The organism is Aeromonas bestiarum, assembly GCF_000819745.1.
Classification (GTDB): Bacteria; Pseudomonadota; Gammaproteobacteria; order Enterobacterales; family Aeromonadaceae; genus Aeromonas; species Aeromonas bestiarum.
The window spans coordinates 34,541-50,887 of sequence record NZ_CDDA01000015.1 but is presented as its reverse complement, the minus strand read 5'-3'; the positions used below and the strand labels follow the sequence as shown (position 1 = coordinate 50,887).

Below are 16,347 nucleotides of genomic sequence, written 5' to 3'. Positions count from 1 at the left end.
TACCATCCGGATGTGCCGGGGCCTGTCCGAAACTGTTTTTATCGCCTGATTTCAGCAGCTTGTCAGCTGGATGACAGCATTTTCAGATGGGCTCCATTCATCGAGGCCGGGATGGCCATCCAATGGGAGGAGACCAAGATGCGAACTCGTAGAAGAACGACACTGGTCAGAAAAGCAAAGTGCGCCTGGAGCCCCAGACGCAAACTCAAGCTCAATGACATCAAACGCAAGATATGGCGCAGAAACCGCTCCTACACCTTGCTGATAGCAGAACACACAGAATAAACCCGGCATTTGCCGGGTTTTTTATTGCCTCACGCCTGCCCTGCCGGGCTCACCTCAAAGCGCACCACGCGCTTTGACACCAGGCTGTTGCAGTGGTTGCAGAAGTAATCCACGGCGCCACAGGCCTTGAGCCGCTCCAGCTCCTGCTGGCAGGTCGGACACAGGGCCCGGATGCGATAACGCGCCTGGCACTGGCCACAGCCGATCTCGGGGCTGCGGCTGTCCAGCTCGGCGCTGCAGGCCGGGCATATCAGGGTGCTCATACTCGACTCCTCTCAAAGTGAATGTGCTGTGGGCCGCCCCACAGCAGATCCCCCTCGCCTCTCCCCAAGAAAAAACGGCTGCCGGTGAGGGCAGCCGCTGGGCCTTATTTCTTGGTTTTGGCCTTGAGCAGGCGCTTGCGTTGACGCTCCTGGCTCAGGGTCATGGTGTTCTTCCGGCCCTCGAACGGGTTGGCCGACTCCTGGAACTCGACCCGGATCGGGGAGCCCATGATCTTGAGCGACTTGCGGAAGTAGTTGATCAGATACCGCTTGTACGAATCCGGCAGGTCGTTCAACTGGTTGCCGTGGATCACGATGCGCGGCGGGTTGTAACCACCGGCGTGGGCATATTTGAGCTTGACGCGGCGACCGTTTACCATGGGCGGCTGGTGATCTTCCTGCGCCATCTGCATGATGCGGGTCAGCATGGCGGTGCTGGTACGGCGAGTGGCGGACTGGTACGCCTCCTGGATGGATTCGAACAGGTGGCCGACGCCGCTGCCGTGCAGGGCGGAGATGAAGTGAACACGGGCGAAATCGATGAAGCCCAGGCGTCTGTCCAGCTCGTTCTTGACGTCCTCTTTCACCTTCTGATCCAGGCCATCCCACTTGTTCACCACCAGCACCACGGAGCGGCCCGAGTGGAGCACGAAGCCGAGGATGCTCAAGTCCTGATCCGTGATGGTCTCCTGGGCATCGATCACCAGCAGGCAGACGTTGGCATCTTCAATAGCCTTGAGCGTCTTGATGACGGAGAACTTCTCCACCGTCTCATGCACCTTGCCACGACGACGCACACCGGCGGTGTCGATGATGACGTACTTCTGCTCGTCACGCTCCATCGGAACGTAAACGGAGTCGCGGGTGGTGCCCGGCATGTCATAGACGATGACGCGGTCTTCACCCAGCATGCGGTTGGTCAGGGTCGATTTGCCGACGTTGGGGCGACCGACGATGGCGAACTTGATGGGCAAGTCGGCGAACGGGGTCTCCTTGGTGTCTTCCCGGGTATCGAGATCACCGGCGGCTACCATGCGCAGCAGGGCTTCTTCGTCGAAGTCCTCCTCTTCTTCATCCTGCGCATCTTCTTCGGCAGCGGCTTCGACCAGGGTTTCCAGATGGGGTGCCAGCGCCAGTTCCAGCAGGCTCAGCACGCCACGGCCGTGGGCGGCAGCGATCTGGTAGACCTCTCCCAGCGCCAGACCGTAGAACTCGGACACGGCGGAGTCACCGTCGATACCGTCGGTCTTGTTGGCAACCAGAAACACCGTCTTGTGGGTCTTGCGCAGGTGCTCGGCGATGGCCTGATCCGCGGCGGTCAATCCTGCGCGCGCATCCACCATGAACAGCACCACATCGGCTTCTTCGATGGCCAGCAGGGACTGCTCGGCCATCTTCAGCTCGATCCCCTCTTCGGTGCCATCGATACCACCGGTATCCACCACGATAAATTCCAGCTCGCCCAACTTCGCCTGACCGTATTTACGGTCCCGGGTCAAACCGGGGAAGTCGGCCACCAAGGCATCCCGGGTACGGGTCAAGCGGTTAAACAGGGTGGATTTCCCCACGTTGGGGCGGCCCACCAGGGCTACTACAGGAGTCATAAAAGCCTCATTCTCAAGACGACAAAGGCTCCGGGTCCGAAGACCAGGAGCCGGATATTCACATTATCGGACGATCAGGGACGCTTGATAGCGTACAACTTGCCGCCACGGCTCTGCACATACAGGGTGTCACCGTCCACCAGAGGGGCGGCGTAGAGACCACTGCTGTCGAGCTGCTGCATGGCCTTGATGGACCCGTCGGTACGATCCAGCCAATACAGGTAACCTTCCACATCGCCGACCACCACATAGTCACCCAGGATGACGGGGGCAGTCACGGTGCGGTTTTCCAGCTGGGTATTGGACCACAGCTCAAGCCCGTTGCGTCTGTCAACGGCAAACAGATGGCTGCGGCTGTCGGTCAGCACTATGGCATTGCCGGTCACCGCCATGTCGCGGTAGCCGGAATACTTGCGCTTCCACACCTCGTCACCGGTCATCAGCTTGCGTGCCATCAGCTGACCATTGTAGGCGATGGCATAGAGCTCATCGCCAGCGATCAGCGGTGTCGCATCCACGTCCACCATGCGATCCAGCTCGGTCGCACCGCGCGGATCGGCCACCTTGGACTGGCGCACCGGCTGACCATTGCTCAGCAGGGCTATGCCCACCTTGCCATCGGCACGGCCATAGAGCACGGCGCCGTTGGTGATGATTGGAGCACCGGCACTGCGCAAGGTCAGCGGCGGCTGCTCTTCCGCCAGGGTCCACTGCAACTTGCCTTCATCGGTATCGAGCGCCACCAGGCGCCCCGAGGTGGTCAACACCACCACACGACCGTCTTCGACGGCGGGGCTTGCCACCACTTCACCCGGTACCGTGGTCTGCCACAGCACTTCCCCGTTCTCTTCGTTCAGGGCGTAGACCACCCCGTTCTCGGAGCCGAGGAACAGCTTGCCGTAGCGAGAAACCAGACCGCCGGAGAGACGGGCGCTGCGCTTGTCGGCGTTGATGGGCAGGTCAGCCAAGTCCACGCTCCACAGCTCCTTGCCGCTGGCACGATCGAAGGCGGTCACATCGCCATCGCGGGCCGCGGCATAGATGCGCTCCTCTTCCACCGCCGGCTTGAGCTGGGAGTAGAAGTCGCCTATGCCGTCCCCGACGGAAGAGGACCAGGCCGTGTCGGCGCTGAAGGCAGATTCAACCACGGGCAAAGGCGCCATGGGATTGAGATCTTCTTCCGAGCTGAACAGGGAGCACCCCTGCAGGGCGAAGGAGACTGCCGCCCCCAACGCCACCATCTTGAACAGATTACGCATCCGGAGCTCCACCCGTGGTCACGGCTGGCAGCGCCAGATCGTCCATCTTCAGCTTGAGCTCTGCGCTGCCCTGCAAGCCGCCGGCATCGGCCGCCGCCTGATAGGCATCGCGCGCCTCTTCGGCCTTGCCCTGTTTGAGCAGGATGTCGCCACGCACTTCCGCCACCTGGGCCTTGAAGGCGTCATTGCTGATCTTGCCAAGCTGGGCCAGGGCCTCGTCAGCCTTGCCCTGATCGTTCAGGACCCGGGCCAGACGCAGGGCGGCGATGGGACGAATGCTCTCATCACCATTGTTTGCCACCTGGGTCAGCTGCTCGGCAGCCAAGTCCAGCTTGTTTGCCTTGACGGCAGCGGCAGCCAGTTGCAGGGCGGCCAGCTCGGCATAAGAGTCTCCCTGGTGGGCACTGATGAAGCCTTGTACCTGTTCGAAGGCGGCGGCATCCCCCTTGGCCAGCTGGGCCGAGATCTCGTTGTAAGCCTGGGAAGCGGCTTCCTGGTTGGTCTGCTGACGCTCGTTGTAATAACGCCAGCCAAAGAGTCCAACCAGACCGATAACAGTTCCTGCGAGCACCGAGGTTCCGTTCTCTTTCCACCAGCTCTTGATGACCTCAACCTGTTGTTCTTCGGTGGTATAAACTTCCACTGCTTACTCTCCTTTGGCTGCCAGCAGGGCAATGGCGGCGTCGACCGTGACGGTCTGTTGCTCGGCCTGGCCACGCAGATATTTGATGGTGATCTCCCCGTTTTGCACCTCGGTTTCACCGAGGATCAGGGCAATGGCCGCGCCGCACTTGTCGGCACGCTTGAGTTGTTTCTTGAAGTTGCCGCCACCGCAGTGGCTCATCAGGCGCAGGTCTGGCAGGGCATCACGCAGACGCTCGGCAAGCGCGAAGCCAGCCTGCTCGGTCCCCTCGCCCACCATGGCCAGATAGACGTCCACCGCAGGGCGGATATCGGCATTGAGCTCCAGGGTCTCCAGCATCAGCACCAGGCGCTCCATGCCCATGGCAAAGCCCACGGCCGGGGTCGCTTGACCGCCAAGCTGCTCCACCAGGCCGTCGTAACGGCCACCGGCACAAACGGTGCCCTGGGCACCCAGGCTGCTGGTGACCCACTCGAACACGGTCAGGTTGTAATAGTCAAGGCCGCGCACCAGACGCTCGTTCACCTCGAACTGGATACCGGCGGAGGTGAGCAGGCGCTTGAGCCCCTCGAAGTGAGCCAGGCTCTCTTCACCCAGGTGATCGAACAGGCGCGGGGCATCCACCAGAATGGCCTGTACCTTGGCATCCTTGGAGTCGAGCACCCGCAGCGGGTTGCTGTACATGCGGCGCTGGCTCTCTTCGTCAAGCTGATCCTTGTACTGCTCGAGGTAAGCCACCAGCGCATCGCGATAGGCGGCGCGCTCGGCACTCTGGCCCAGGGTGTTGAGCTGCAGGGTGACGTGATCGCTGATGCCGAACAGACGCCACAGACGGTGGGTCAGCATGATGAGTTCGGCGTCAATATCCGGCCCGTTGATGCCAAACAGCTCGACCCCGAACTGATGGAACTGGCGGTAACGGCCCTTCTGGGGACGCTCGTGGCGGAACATGGGACCCATGTACCACATCCGGCGTTCCTGGTTGTAGAGCAGACCGTGCTCGATACCGGCACGGACGCAGCTGGCAGTCCCTTCCGGACGCAGGCTCAGGCTGTCACCGTTGCGGTCTTCGAAGCTGTACATCTCTTTTTCGACCACGTCGGTCACTTCACCGATGGCACGCTTGAACAGATGAGTCTGCTCGACGATCGGCATGCGCACTTCGCTGTAGCCATAGCTGGCGACCACTTGGCGCAGTATCTGTTCTACTTTCTGCCATACCGGGCTCTGCTCCGGCAGGCAATCGTTCATACCGCGAATAGCTTGGATCTGTTTTGCCACGTTGATACTCGAGAAAAAGACGTGAAATTTGGCCGCATTATAGGGATTTTCGACCCCGAGGTAAAATCAGGGCGCTCCAATACGGGATTTAAAATCAGCAACCTAAAGACAGGGCCACCCTAGGTGGCCCCGCACTGGCTCAACCCTCGTCCACCTGGATCTGGTTGGCCGGATCCAGCATGGCCGCCCGGGCGCGAATACGGCGCTCCAGGATCGGGATGAGATCCTTGTTGTCCAGCCGGTCGACCCGCTGACCGCCCTCGTAGAAGGCGCTCTTGTTGGCCGCACCCGCCAGCCCCAGATCGGAGACCAGCGCCTCGCCCGGGCCGTTCACCACACAGCCGATAATGGAGACATCCATGGGTGTGATGATGTCTTCCAGCCGCGCTTCCAGGGCGTTGACGGTGGCGATCACATCGAACTCCTGACGGGAGCAGGAGGGACAGGCGATGAAGTTGATGCCGCGGGAACGGATGCGCAGGGATTTGAGGATATCAAAGCCTACCTTGATCTCTTCCACCGGATCGGCCGCCAGCGAGATACGGATGGTATCGCCTATGCCATCGGCCAGCAGCATGCCGAGCCCGACGGCGGATTTCACCGCACCGGCGCGAAAACCGCCCGCTTCCGTGATGCCAAGGTGCAACGGCTGCTCGATCTGCTTGGCCAGCAGGCGATAGGCCCCGATGGCCAGGAAGACGTCAGACGCCTTGACGCTCACCTTGAAGTTGTCGAAGTTGAGACGATCCAGGTAATCCACGTGGCGCATGGCCGACTCGAGCAGTGCCTCCGGGGTCGGCTCGCCGTACTTCTCCTGAATGTCTTTCTCAAGAGAGCCGCCGTTGACGCCGATACGGATCGGGATGTTGTAGTGGCGCGCGCAATCGACCACGGCGCGCACCCGCTCTTCGTTGCCTATGTTGCCCGGGTTGATACGCAGGCAGTCGGCGCCGTACTCGGCCACTTTCAGGGCGATGCGGTAGTCGAAGTGGATGTCGGCAACGATGGGGATACGGGTCTGCTGCTTGATGAGCTTGAAGGCTTCCGCCGCTTCCATGGTGGGTACAGAGACCCGGACTATGTCGGCACCAACCCGCTCTATCCGCCGGATCTGCTCGACGGTGGCGGCCACGTCCGTGGTCTTGGTGTTGGTCATGGTCTGAACCGTGATGGGGGCGTCGCCCCCAACCGGTACGTTACCGACCATGATCTGCCTGGATTTACGACGAATGATGGGAGATTCGTGAGCGGACATGGCGGACAGATTACTCCTGCGGCAGTGAGAGGCGAGCAGTCCGGCCGTTGTTGTAACGGCTCATGTCGATGGACTTGCCCTGATATTCGATATTGACCGCCATGGGCGCGCCAATGATGAACTTGAGCGGCTCGGGTCCTTCCAATACCAGTTGATCATTTGCCTTCTTCAGGCCACTGAACAGTGTCTTGCCCTTGGCGTCCTTGACGTCCAGCCAGCAGTCTGCGGTGAAACTCATCTTGAGCTGAGGCGCCTTGGCGGGATCCGTGGTCGCATCGTCAGCGACCGGCAGCGTCGCCACACTCGCAGAGGTCACAGTCGTTACGGCGGCACTGCTGGCCTCAGCCTGCGGCGCCGTGGCAGCAGCGCTGCTCACGATCGGCTCTGCGGCCGTAGCCATCGCATCGGAGGCAACAGGCATGAGCATAGGGTCGACCACATCCGCCGCAGAAGACAGGGTTGCACCCTGCGGGTTGGCGGTCGCACTCATTTCAGTGGCCGCCAGGGCCTCGTCACCGGCGGAGCGGCGCGCCGTGCTCTGCCACCACCAGGCGACGGAGAGCGCGATCAGCACCAGGATCACCAGCCAGGTCACCACCTTGAGCCGACTGTCGTTGGCCTGCTGGCGCGAGCGACGGGAGAAGCTCTGCATGTCGATGTTGTCGGGGGGCGTCAGCCCCAGCTTGTCGTAGGCAGCCAGTATGGTCTCATCCGGGATGCCGACCAGCTTGGCGTAGGTACGCAGGTAGCCCCGGATAAAGGTATGGGAAGTGTGCTTGTCATACGTATCTGATTCGATCGCAGCAATCAGGGTCAGACGAAGGTGAATGCGGGACGCAACCTGTTCTCGTGTCCAGCCAAGCTGTTCACGGGCGTTGCGCAGCAGCTGGCCTGGGCCTGCTGCCTGAGAGTCGTCTTGAAAATCGTGTGGCTGTTCAGTAGTCATTGGCTAAGTAACGCTTGGCTTGTTGCGAAGAGGGATATTGCCTTACCAGCTCAGTCCCGAATTGGTGAAGGAGTGCCGGTTTGTCCATGGCCTGAGCCAGCCGCAATCTCAACCAGAGACTGCTCTCGTTCTCGTCTGACGCATCGGCAAAACGAGCGAGATAGGCCTGCACATCAGGCAGCTTGCCATCTTTCATGGAAAGCTCAGCCATGTCCAGCAATAACCTTGGATTGCGGGGATTATACCCCAAGGCCAAGCGATAGTACTCGCTTGCTTTATCATTTCTGCGATTTTGCGCGGCGCAAAGTGCCGCATTTTCATAGGTATCGGCAATCTTGATGTAATTGGGTTGGCTGATCGCCTGCAGGAATGCCTTCTCCGCCTCGTCGAAGCGACCACGGTTGCACAGGAAGGCACCATAGTTGTTCATTGCGTCAGCATTGGACGGATCCATGGCGAGGGCTTTCTTGTAGCTCTCCTCGGCCGCCTTGTAATCCTCTACCTGCTGGTAGAAGTAAGCGAAGCCGATGTAGACCTGAGGGTTGTCGGGGTCGTACTGGAGGGCGCGATCAAGGTTGAACTTGGCCTGTTCGGCATTGCCCTGTCGCAAATATTGAATGCCTAAGTCCAGACGGGTCTGGGCAGCCGCCTTGAGGTCGGGACCCACCTCACGCTGGGTCGAATTCTGGCCCGCGTAAGTGGTCTCGGTAACACAGCCTGGCAGCGCGCAGAGCGCTGCCACTACGATCAATGTACGTGTATCCATTCCCTGACTATACAATGGCTTAGCAATTTAAACCATTTTGACGGAAATCCCTTCCTGTTGCATCCGATTTTTCATGGTGCGTTTGGTGCGATCTATCACCTCTCCCACCAGCTGACCGCAGGCGGCGTCTATGTCGTCACCACGGGTCTTGCGGACTATGACGGTGAAGCCATATTCCATCAGTACCTTGGAGAAACGGTCGATGCGACTGTTGCTCGGCTTGCCATAGGGGTTGCCCGGGAAGGGGTTGAATGGGATCAGGTTGATCTTGCTCGGGGTATCTTTGAGCACCTTGGCCAGCTCGTGGGCATGCTGCATGTCGTCATTGATATGATCGAGCAGCACATACTCCACCGTCACGCGACCACCGTTAGCATTGGACTTGGCCAGATAACGGCGCACACCGGCGAGGAAGTCCTCGATGTTGTACTTGTCGTTGATCGGCATGATCTCGGAACGCAGCTTGTCGTTCGGCGCATGCAGGGAGATGGCCAGGGCCACGTCAATTTGATCGCCGAGGATATCCAGCGCCGGCACCACACCCGAGGTGGAGATGGTCACCCGGCGCTTGGAGATGCCGTAGCCGAAGTCATCCATCATCAGACGCATGGCCGGCACCACGTTGGCGAGGTTGAGCAGCGGCTCGCCCATGCCCATCATCACCACGTTGGTGATGGGGCGCTTGCCACCGACTATCTTGGCGGCGCGCCATACCTGGCCGATGATCTCGGACACTTTCAGGTTGCGGTTAAAACCCTGCTGGGCCGTGGAGCAGAACTTGCACGCCAGCGCACAGCCCACCTGGGAGGAGACGCACAGGGTGGCCCTGTCCTCTTCCGGGATGTAGACGGTTTCCACTTCCTGATCGCCGACCTGCAGCGCCCACTTGATGGTACCGTCCGCGGAACGCTGTTCACGGCTCACTTGTGGCGCACGGATCTCGGCGATCGCCTTCAGGCGCTCGCGCAGTACCTTGTTGACGTTGTTCATCTGATCGAAATCATCACAACCGAAGTGATAGATCCACTTCATGATCTGATCTGCCCGGAATGGCTTCTCGCCCAGTTCGACGAAGAAGGCACGCATGGCATCCCGATCAAGATCCAGCAGGTTGGTTTTTATTTCGCTCATCAAAGGCCTCAGTCCACAAACTACATAAATTATTGGCTGACGATGTCAGGGGGCGGCATTGTACAAATAATGGGTCCGGCTTTCCAGCTGGAGAATAAGAGGATATTGACCAAAAGGCCAAAAAACAAAAGGGAGCCGAGGCTCCCTTGATCATCTCAGGGCAAGATCAGCCGCGCGGGCAGATCTCGTCGTCGGAGAAGAAGTAGGCAATTTCACGGGCGGCAGAGGCCGGGGCGTCGGAGCCGTGTACCGCGTTGCGGTCGATGCTCTCGGCGTAGCAGGCACGCAGGGTACCGGCCAGGGCCTCTTTCGGGTTGGTCGCCCCCATGATTTCACGGTGACGGCGGATGGCCTCTTCCCCTTCCAGCACCTGTACCATCACAGGGCCAGAGGTCATGAAGCTGACCAGCGCATCATAGAAAGGCTTGCCCTGGTGTTCTGCGTAGAAACCGGCGGCTTGCTCGCTGCTCAGGTGCAGCATCTTGGCGGCGATGACCTTCAGGCCAGCGCTCTCGAAGCGGTTGTAGATGGCACCGATCAGGTTTTTGCTGACAGCATCCGGTTTCACGATAGAGAAGGTACGTTCGATGGCCATTGAGATCTTTCCTTAACTACAGAGTTTTATTGTTAGAATCCATGTTCGGCGGCGATTATACGTAAACAAAAACCGAAATAACACACAAAAAAGCAACTTTTTATTAAACAAACACGTCCTTAAAACAACATCACCACTCATCTTGGCCCAGTGCAGCAGGAAAAAATGTGCGCTTGTGCACGATAGCCATGTTAAGCCTCTGAAACCCTGCCTATTGCTCACTCATCCAGCACGCTTGAAAAGGGCACCCTCAGGTGCCCTTCCTTGACGATTGTCTCTCTGCTCAGCGCGCTTCCGCCAGCAGGGTATGCGCTATGGTGCGCATGCCCAGGGTATTGGCCCCCGGCGCCCACAGGCTGTCGCCGTTGTCGCTGAAACAGGCGGCCAGATCGATATGCAACCAACCTTGCCCTTCGCTCGCGACGAAACGGGAGAGGAAGCCCGCCGCATTGGAAGCACCACCCGGGCCGCCGCCCTTGACCGGACGACTGTTGGCCGTGTCGGCATAGTGGGATGGACACTGCTGGCGATGCCAGGGCTCCAGCGGCAGCGGCCAAGCAGGCTCCTGCTCCGCATCGGCGTAGACCATGGCCCGGCTCAGCAGCCCCTTGTCCAGGCCAAACAGGGCGTTGTAGCGTCCCCCCAGCGCCATCACGGCGGCGCCGGTCAGGGTGGCGGCATCTATGATGAGTGGCGCCCCGCTGTCGCTCGCCAGTTGCAGCCCATCGGCCAGCACCAGGCGCCCTTCGGCGTCGGTGTTGACGATCTCCACCGTGGTGCCGTTCTTGTAGGTGAGGATGTCACCCAGCTTGTAGGCGTGACCCGAGACCAGGTTCTCGGCGCAGCAGAGGATGAGCTTCACCCGCTTGTCGAGTCCGCGCAAGATGGCCAGCGCCAGCGCGCCCGTGACGATGGCGGCCCCGCCCATGTCACACTTCATGGTGAGCATGCCTTCCGAGCTCTTCATGGAGTAGCCACCCGAGTCGAAGGTGATGCCCTTGCCCACCAGAGCCGCCGCCACCGGCGCCTTGGGATCGCGCCCCGGGTTGAAGTCCAGCTCCAGCAGCACGGGTTCGCGCTCGCTGCCACGGCCCACCTGATAGAGGCCGACCCAGCCAGCCTGTTGCAAGGCTTCACCTTTCAAAATGCGGTGGCTCACCTTGTCCGGCGCCAGCTCTGTGATGAAGGCCGCCGCCTCCACCGCCAGCTCCAGCGGCCCCAGCTGCTCCGGGGTGGCATTGGTCATCTCGCGCACCCAGCGCCCGCACAGCCAGCGTGCCTCCAGCTCTTCCCTGTCCTCTTCCGACGAGGTGGCCCACTGCAATTCGACCTCGGCCTTGGGCGTTTGCAGCCCCTGGGCGAAGGCCCACTGCTGCTCGCGCTCCCAATGACCGGCCAGCGCCACCTTCTGGATCCCCTGGCTGCACAGGCGACGCGCCGCCTGTTGGATATCGAGCAGCGGCGTGGCGGTGACCAGATGGATCACCATGCCATCGGCGCGGTGAGAGAGCAGCGCTCCCTCCCCCCACTCGGCCGGTGCGAACTCACGGCTTAACCAGACGTTCATGCTGTCTCCTCCTGCAGCCTGCGGGCTACCGATAATGCGCAGGCCGTGGCTCTTTGCGCCGGTTGTCCCAAACCATCGCCCAATTCTTGATCCAGCCAGACACTCATTGTGTCACCTCCTGCAACCAGCGAGCGATAGTGCGCAGGCCGTGGCCCTTGGCACCGGTTGCCCAGAGATCGTTGCCGGATTTTTGATAGGAAGCCGCCAGATCCAGGTGCACCCAGCCCCGCCCCTCGTCACGCACGAAACGTGACAGGAAGGCGGCCGCCGTGGTGGCTCCGGCCGTACCTTCGGCGGAGGCCACGTTGCCCAACTCGGCAAAGGCGGAGGTGAGCTGGCTGGCATGCCAGGGTTCCAGCGGCAGGGCCCAGGCCTTCTCCTGTTCGGCTTTGGCGGCGGCCAGGGTGCGTTGTTGTTCGGTCTCATCCAGCGCAAACACGGCGTTGTAGTCGCGGCCCAGCGCCGTCTTGGCAGCGCCGGTCAGGGTGGCGGCATCGAGAATATAGGCGGCGCCACTGTCGGATGCGGCCATCAGGCCGTCGGCCAGCACCAGACGCCCTTCCGCATCTGTGTTCTGGATCTCGACCGAGATACCGTTCTTGTAGGTGAGGATGTCACCCAGCTTGAAGGCATGGCCGGACACCAGGTTCTCGGCGCAGCAGAGGATCAGCTTGACCCTTTGCTTGAGACCGCGACTGATGGCCAGCGCCAGGGCGCCGGTCACCATGGCGGCGCCGCCCATATCGGACTTCATCGGCAGCATGTTGTCAGAGGACTTCATGGAGTAGCCACCGGAGTCGAAGGTGATGCCCTTGCCCACCAGGGCCGCCACCACGGGGGCGTTGCGATCCCCGGTCGGGTTGTAGTCCAGCTCCAGCAGCACGGGTTCGCGCTCGCTGCCACGACCCACCGACCAGATCCCGATATGGCCGGCTTCACGCAGCGCCTCGCCAGCCGTGATACTGGCAGTCACCTGATCCCCGGCCAGACCGCGAATGAGCAGCAGGGCGGATTCCGCCAGGCTCATGGGATAAATGTCTTCCGGGCAACCGTTGGTCACCTCGCGCACCCAGCGGCTCGCCTTGAGCAGCGCATCCAGCTCGCGGGCATCAGCAACACTCTGCTCACCTAGGTCCAGCTCACGTACGCCCTTGGCGGCATAGAAGCCCTGGGCGAACGCGTAGCGGCGCTCTAGATCCCAGGCGTCACCGGCCAGCTTGACCCGCTTGATGCCGGTCGACTCGAGTCGACGGCCAGCGCGCTGGATGGCACGCAGTGCATCCGGCTCCTGGCGGGCAAGGTCCAGATGGATCAGCACCTGATCATCGTTGAAACTGAGCAGGGCGCCTTCGCCCCAATGGGCGGCGGCGGCCTGGGTGGACAACAGAACCTTCATCATGTCAGCCATCTTCGCTTGCTTCCTTTTTATTGGCACTTTCATTCATGAACAGGGAAATAACGAGCACAAAAAAGGCCGTTCCCCTCGAGGGTCACGGCCTTCACCATATCATTACTGCACCATGGGATGCTGCACGCTCAATTCACTCATGTGTAATTAAGGCGCCATCAATGGCGTTCTGAGGCGAGGTTGATGGTGTACTTGGGCAGTTCCACCACCAGATCCTCGTCCGCCAGACGGGCCTGGCAACTGAGGCGGGATTCCGGCTCCAGTCCCCATGCCTTGTCCAGCATGTCATCTTCCAGCTCATCGCTCGGCTCGAGGGAGTCAAACCCCTCCCGCACCACGCAGTGACAGGTGGTGCAGGCGCAGGACTTCTCGCAGGCGTGCTCGATCTCGATGCCGTTGCGCAGCGCCACATCCAGAATGGTCTCGCCACTCTTGCCTTCGAGAGCGGCACCGTCCGGACAGAGCTCGGGATGGGGCAGAATAATCAGTTTTGGCATATTACACCTTGTTGACGTTTTGTCCGGTCAGCACCTTGCGGATGGAGGCGTCCATCCGGCGGGCTGCAAATTCGCCACTGGCGGCGTCCGCCGCCTCGATGGCATCTTTGATTTGATTGGTTGTCCCTGTGGCGCGCATGGCCAGCAGATGGGTGATAGCACCGTCGATGGCGGCACGCTCGGCGGCGCTCAGCAGCGCATCGCCGTCGGCGGCCAGCGCGGCGTTGAGGCTTTCGACCACACGATCGGCCTCCACCTGCTGCTCTGCCAGCATGCGGGCATCCATGTCTTGCTGGGCATTGGCGATGGAGGCGCTCAGCATGGTGAGTATGTCCTCCTCCCCCAGCCCGTAGGAGGGCTTGACCTGGATCTCGGCTTGCACGCCGGAGGATTTCTCCATGGCGCTGACCGACAGCAGACCATCCGCATCCACCTGGAAGGTGACGCGAATGTGGGCGGCGCCCGCCGCCATCGGCGGAATGCCGGTCAGGGTGAAACGGGCCAGGGAGCGGCAATCGGCCACCAGCTCGCGTTCGCCCTGCACCACGTGGATCGCCATCGCGGTCTGGCCATCTTTGAAGGTGGTGAACTCCTGGGCGCGGGCCACCGGTATGGTGGTGTTGCGCGGGATCACCTTCTCGGCCAGACCACCCATGGTCTCGAGCCCCAGGGAGAGCGGGATCACGTCCAGCAGCAGCATCTCGGCATCTGGCTTGTTGCCCACCAGGATGTCGGCCTGGATGGCGGCGCCGATGGCCACCACCTTGTCCGGGTCGATGCTGGTCAGCGGCGGACGCTGGAAGAAATCGCCCACCAGCTCGCGCACCAGCGGAACTCGGGTGGAACCACCGACCATCACCACTTCCAGCACTTCCACCTGCTCCAGGCCCGCATCGCGCAGGGCGCGGCGGCAAGCCAGCAGGGTGCGCTTGACCAGCGGCGCGATGAGCTCATCAAACTGGCTGCGGCTCACCTCTCCCTGCCAGCCGGCAAAGGCACAGGACACCCGATCGGCATCGGTCAGGCCGTGTTTGACGGCGGCGGCCACGTCCAGCAGCTCGCGCTGGGTACGGGCGTCGAGCTGGCCTTCAAGGCCGGCTTGCGCCTTGATCCAGTCCGCCAGCAGGTGATCGAAATCATCGCCGCCGAGGGCGGAGTCGCCACCGGTGGCCATCACCTCGAACACGCCGCGGTGCAACCGCAGGATGGAGATGTCGAAGGTACCGCCACCGAGGTCATAGACAGCTATCACCCCTTCCTGACCGGAGTCGAGGCCGTAGGCAATGGCGGCCGCGGTCGGCTCGTTGAGCAGGCGCAGCACGTGCAGACCGGCCAGACGGGCCGCGTCCTTGGTGCCCTGACGCTGGGCGTCATCGAAATAGGCGGGCACGGTAATGACAACACCATCCAGCTCGCCGCCCAGTGCGGCGGCGCCCCGCTCGGCCAGTTTCTTCAAGATTTCGGCTGAGACCTGCACCGGGTTCACCAGCCCCTGACGGGTCTGCAACTGGGGCATGCCGTTGTCGGCGGCCACGAACTCATAAGGCTGCTGGCGGGTATCGATATCGGCCAGCGCCTTGCCCATCATCCGCTTGGCGGAGACTATGGTGTTGTGCGGATCGAGGGCCGCCTCGCGCTTGGCGTCGAAGCCGACCCGGATCGCATCAGCCTGACCATTGTCGAACTGATAGTGCACCACGGATGGCAGCAGATCGCGCCCCTGCTCGTCGCAGAGAGTATCGGCGTGGCCGCTGCGAACCGCAGCAACGAGAGAGTTGGTGGTGCCAAGATCGATGCCAACGGCACGTTTATGCTGATGAGGTGCGGCGCTCTGGCCGGGCTCGGCGATTTGCAGTAATGCCATGGGTAATCAAAATTCCAGCGTTAAAGGATCAAGACTCGAACAGCGAGTCTTCGAATCGTTCCAGCTCTTCGAGGAGCTTGTCGACAAACTTGAGTTTGCGAACGCAATCAGCCGCGCTCACATCATCGCCAGCGGCGAGATCCTGCGTCAGGCGTTGCATCAACAACTGGTGATCATGCCTGATTTCGTGGCGAAAATCCTTGATGGCGCGCTCAGGCTCGGGCTCCCCTTTCAGGTCGGCCAGCCGCTCGCGCCACTCCAGTTGCTGCATCAGAAAGGTAGTGTCTTGCAGGGTTTGCTGCTCGCCACGAAGTTCGGTGCCGCGCAGGGAGAGCAGATACTCGGCTCGGCGCAGGGGCGCCTTGAGGGTCGTGAAGGCATCGTTGATCTGGGCGGCACGTTGCACCGCAACCAGCTGCTCCCGTTCGGGAGCCGTGGCAAAACGATCGGGGTGGAACTGGGTTTGCAACTGACGGTAGATATCCGCCAGCTGACGGGTATCGAGCTCGAAGCCTTCAACCAGCCCAAACAGCTCGAAATGATTCATGCAAGCCTCTTAGACACGTTCGCCATCACCACACTCGCCCTTGGCGCTGGCGATGTTGAACTGGCCGTTTCCGGCCAGTTCAAGCGGCAAAACATGCCGTGCGTCAAATCGGTTAGACACTGAAACTTTCGCCACAACCACACTCGCCCTTGGCGTTGGGGTTGTTGAACTGGAAGCCCTCGTTGAGCCCCTCCTTGACGAAGTCCAGCTCGGTGCCATCCAGATGGATCAAGCTCTTGGCGTCGACGATGACTTTGACACCGTTTTGCTCAAACACCTGATCTTCATCCGCCAGCTCATCGACAAACTCGAGCACATAGGCAAGACCCGAACAGCCGGTGGTCTTGACGCCGAGGCGCAGGCCAATGCCCTTGCCCCGGTTGGTCAGAAAAGAGGAAACCCGTGCCGCTGCGGCATCTGTCATGGTAATGGCCAT

At 61.1% G+C, this 16,347-nt stretch carries 16 protein-coding genes; all 16 read right to left on the bottom strand.

Annotated elements, in window-relative coordinates:
* Positions 1-314 precede the first annotated feature (314 nt).
* Positions 315-548 carry a zinc ribbon domain-containing protein gene (locus BN1118_RS07505; RefSeq protein WP_043555296.1) on the bottom strand — a complete coding sequence of 78 codons (234 nt, stop codon included), beginning with the start codon at positions 546-548 and terminating at the stop codon, positions 315-317.
* A 104-nt stretch (positions 549-652) separates the two neighbouring features.
* Complete coding sequence (gene der, locus BN1118_RS07500) at positions 653-2,152, bottom strand: ribosome biogenesis GTPase Der (RefSeq protein ID WP_042865880.1); 1,500 nt, start codon at positions 2,150-2,152, stop codon at positions 653-655.
* A gap of 74 nt (positions 2,153-2,226) precedes the next feature.
* Complete coding sequence (bamB, locus tag BN1118_RS07495) at positions 2,227-3,411, bottom strand: outer membrane protein assembly factor BamB (protein ID WP_043555294.1); 1,185 nt, start codon at positions 3,409-3,411, stop codon at positions 2,227-2,229.
* Positions 3,404-4,054: a YfgM family protein gene (locus BN1118_RS07490; RefSeq protein WP_042865878.1), complete on the bottom strand. Its 651-nt coding sequence runs from the start codon at positions 4,052-4,054 to the stop codon at positions 3,404-3,406. Before BN1118_RS07490 ends, bamB begins: the two co-directional genes overlap by 8 nt.
* 3 nt (positions 4,055-4,057) lie before the next feature.
* On the bottom strand, positions 4,058-5,335 hold the full coding sequence (hisS, locus tag BN1118_RS07485; protein WP_042865877.1) for a histidine--tRNA ligase: 1,278 nt from the start codon (positions 5,333-5,335) through the stop codon (positions 4,058-4,060).
* Positions 5,336-5,474: 139 nt separating this feature from the next.
* On the bottom strand, positions 5,475-6,590 hold the full coding sequence (gene ispG / locus BN1118_RS07480; protein ID WP_043555292.1) for a flavodoxin-dependent (E)-4-hydroxy-3-methylbut-2-enyl-diphosphate synthase: 1,116 nt from the start codon (positions 6,588-6,590) through the stop codon (positions 5,475-5,477).
* Positions 6,591-6,600: 10 nt separating this feature from the next.
* Positions 6,601-7,536, bottom strand: a complete 936-nt coding sequence (locus BN1118_RS07475; RefSeq protein WP_043555291.1) for a RodZ domain-containing protein — start codon at positions 7,534-7,536, stop codon at positions 6,601-6,603.
* Positions 7,526-8,317 carry a PilW family type IVa pilus biogenesis/stability lipoprotein TapF gene (gene tapF / locus BN1118_RS07470; RefSeq protein ID WP_098984355.1) on the bottom strand — a complete coding sequence of 264 codons (792 nt, stop codon included), beginning with the start codon at positions 8,315-8,317 and terminating at the stop codon, positions 7,526-7,528. Before tapF ends, BN1118_RS07475 begins: the two co-directional genes overlap by 11 nt.
* A gap of 12 nt (positions 8,318-8,329) precedes the next feature.
* Entirely contained in the window at positions 8,330-9,433 is a 1,104-nt protein-coding gene (gene rlmN, locus BN1118_RS07465; protein ID WP_043136748.1) for a dual-specificity RNA methyltransferase RlmN, read from the bottom strand.
* Between the two features lie 166 nt (positions 9,434-9,599).
* Positions 9,600-10,028, bottom strand: coding sequence for a nucleoside-diphosphate kinase (gene ndk / locus BN1118_RS07460; RefSeq protein ID WP_043136750.1), 429 nt, complete (start codon positions 10,026-10,028; stop codon positions 9,600-9,602).
* 283 nt (positions 10,029-10,311) lie between these two features.
* The gene (gene pepB, locus BN1118_RS07455; protein ID WP_043136753.1) at positions 10,312-11,595 is read right to left on the bottom strand and encodes an aminopeptidase PepB; all 1,284 of its coding nucleotides are present in this window, start codon (positions 11,593-11,595) and stop codon (positions 10,312-10,314) included.
* Positions 11,596-11,698: 103 nt separating this feature from the next.
* Complete coding sequence (gene pepB / locus BN1118_RS07450; protein ID WP_043555290.1) at positions 11,699-13,003, bottom strand: aminopeptidase PepB; 1,305 nt, start codon at positions 13,001-13,003, stop codon at positions 11,699-11,701.
* 158 nt (positions 13,004-13,161) lie between these two features.
* On the bottom strand, positions 13,162-13,500 hold the full coding sequence (gene fdx / locus BN1118_RS07445; RefSeq protein WP_005310414.1) for an ISC system 2Fe-2S type ferredoxin: 339 nt from the start codon (positions 13,498-13,500) through the stop codon (positions 13,162-13,164).
* Between the two features lies 1 nt (position 13,501).
* Positions 13,502-15,364 (bottom strand): Fe-S protein assembly chaperone HscA, encoded by a 1,863-nt coding sequence (hscA, locus tag BN1118_RS07440; RefSeq protein WP_043555289.1) that lies wholly within the window; start codon positions 15,362-15,364, stop codon positions 13,502-13,504.
* Between the two features lie 28 nt (positions 15,365-15,392).
* The gene (gene hscB / locus BN1118_RS07435; protein ID WP_043555287.1) at positions 15,393-15,911 is read right to left on the bottom strand and encodes a co-chaperone HscB; all 519 of its coding nucleotides are present in this window, start codon (positions 15,909-15,911) and stop codon (positions 15,393-15,395) included.
* A 112-nt stretch (positions 15,912-16,023) separates the two neighbouring features.
* Positions 16,024-16,347, bottom strand: a complete 324-nt coding sequence (gene iscA, locus BN1118_RS07430; protein ID WP_042865868.1) for an iron-sulfur cluster assembly protein IscA — start codon at positions 16,345-16,347, stop codon at positions 16,024-16,026.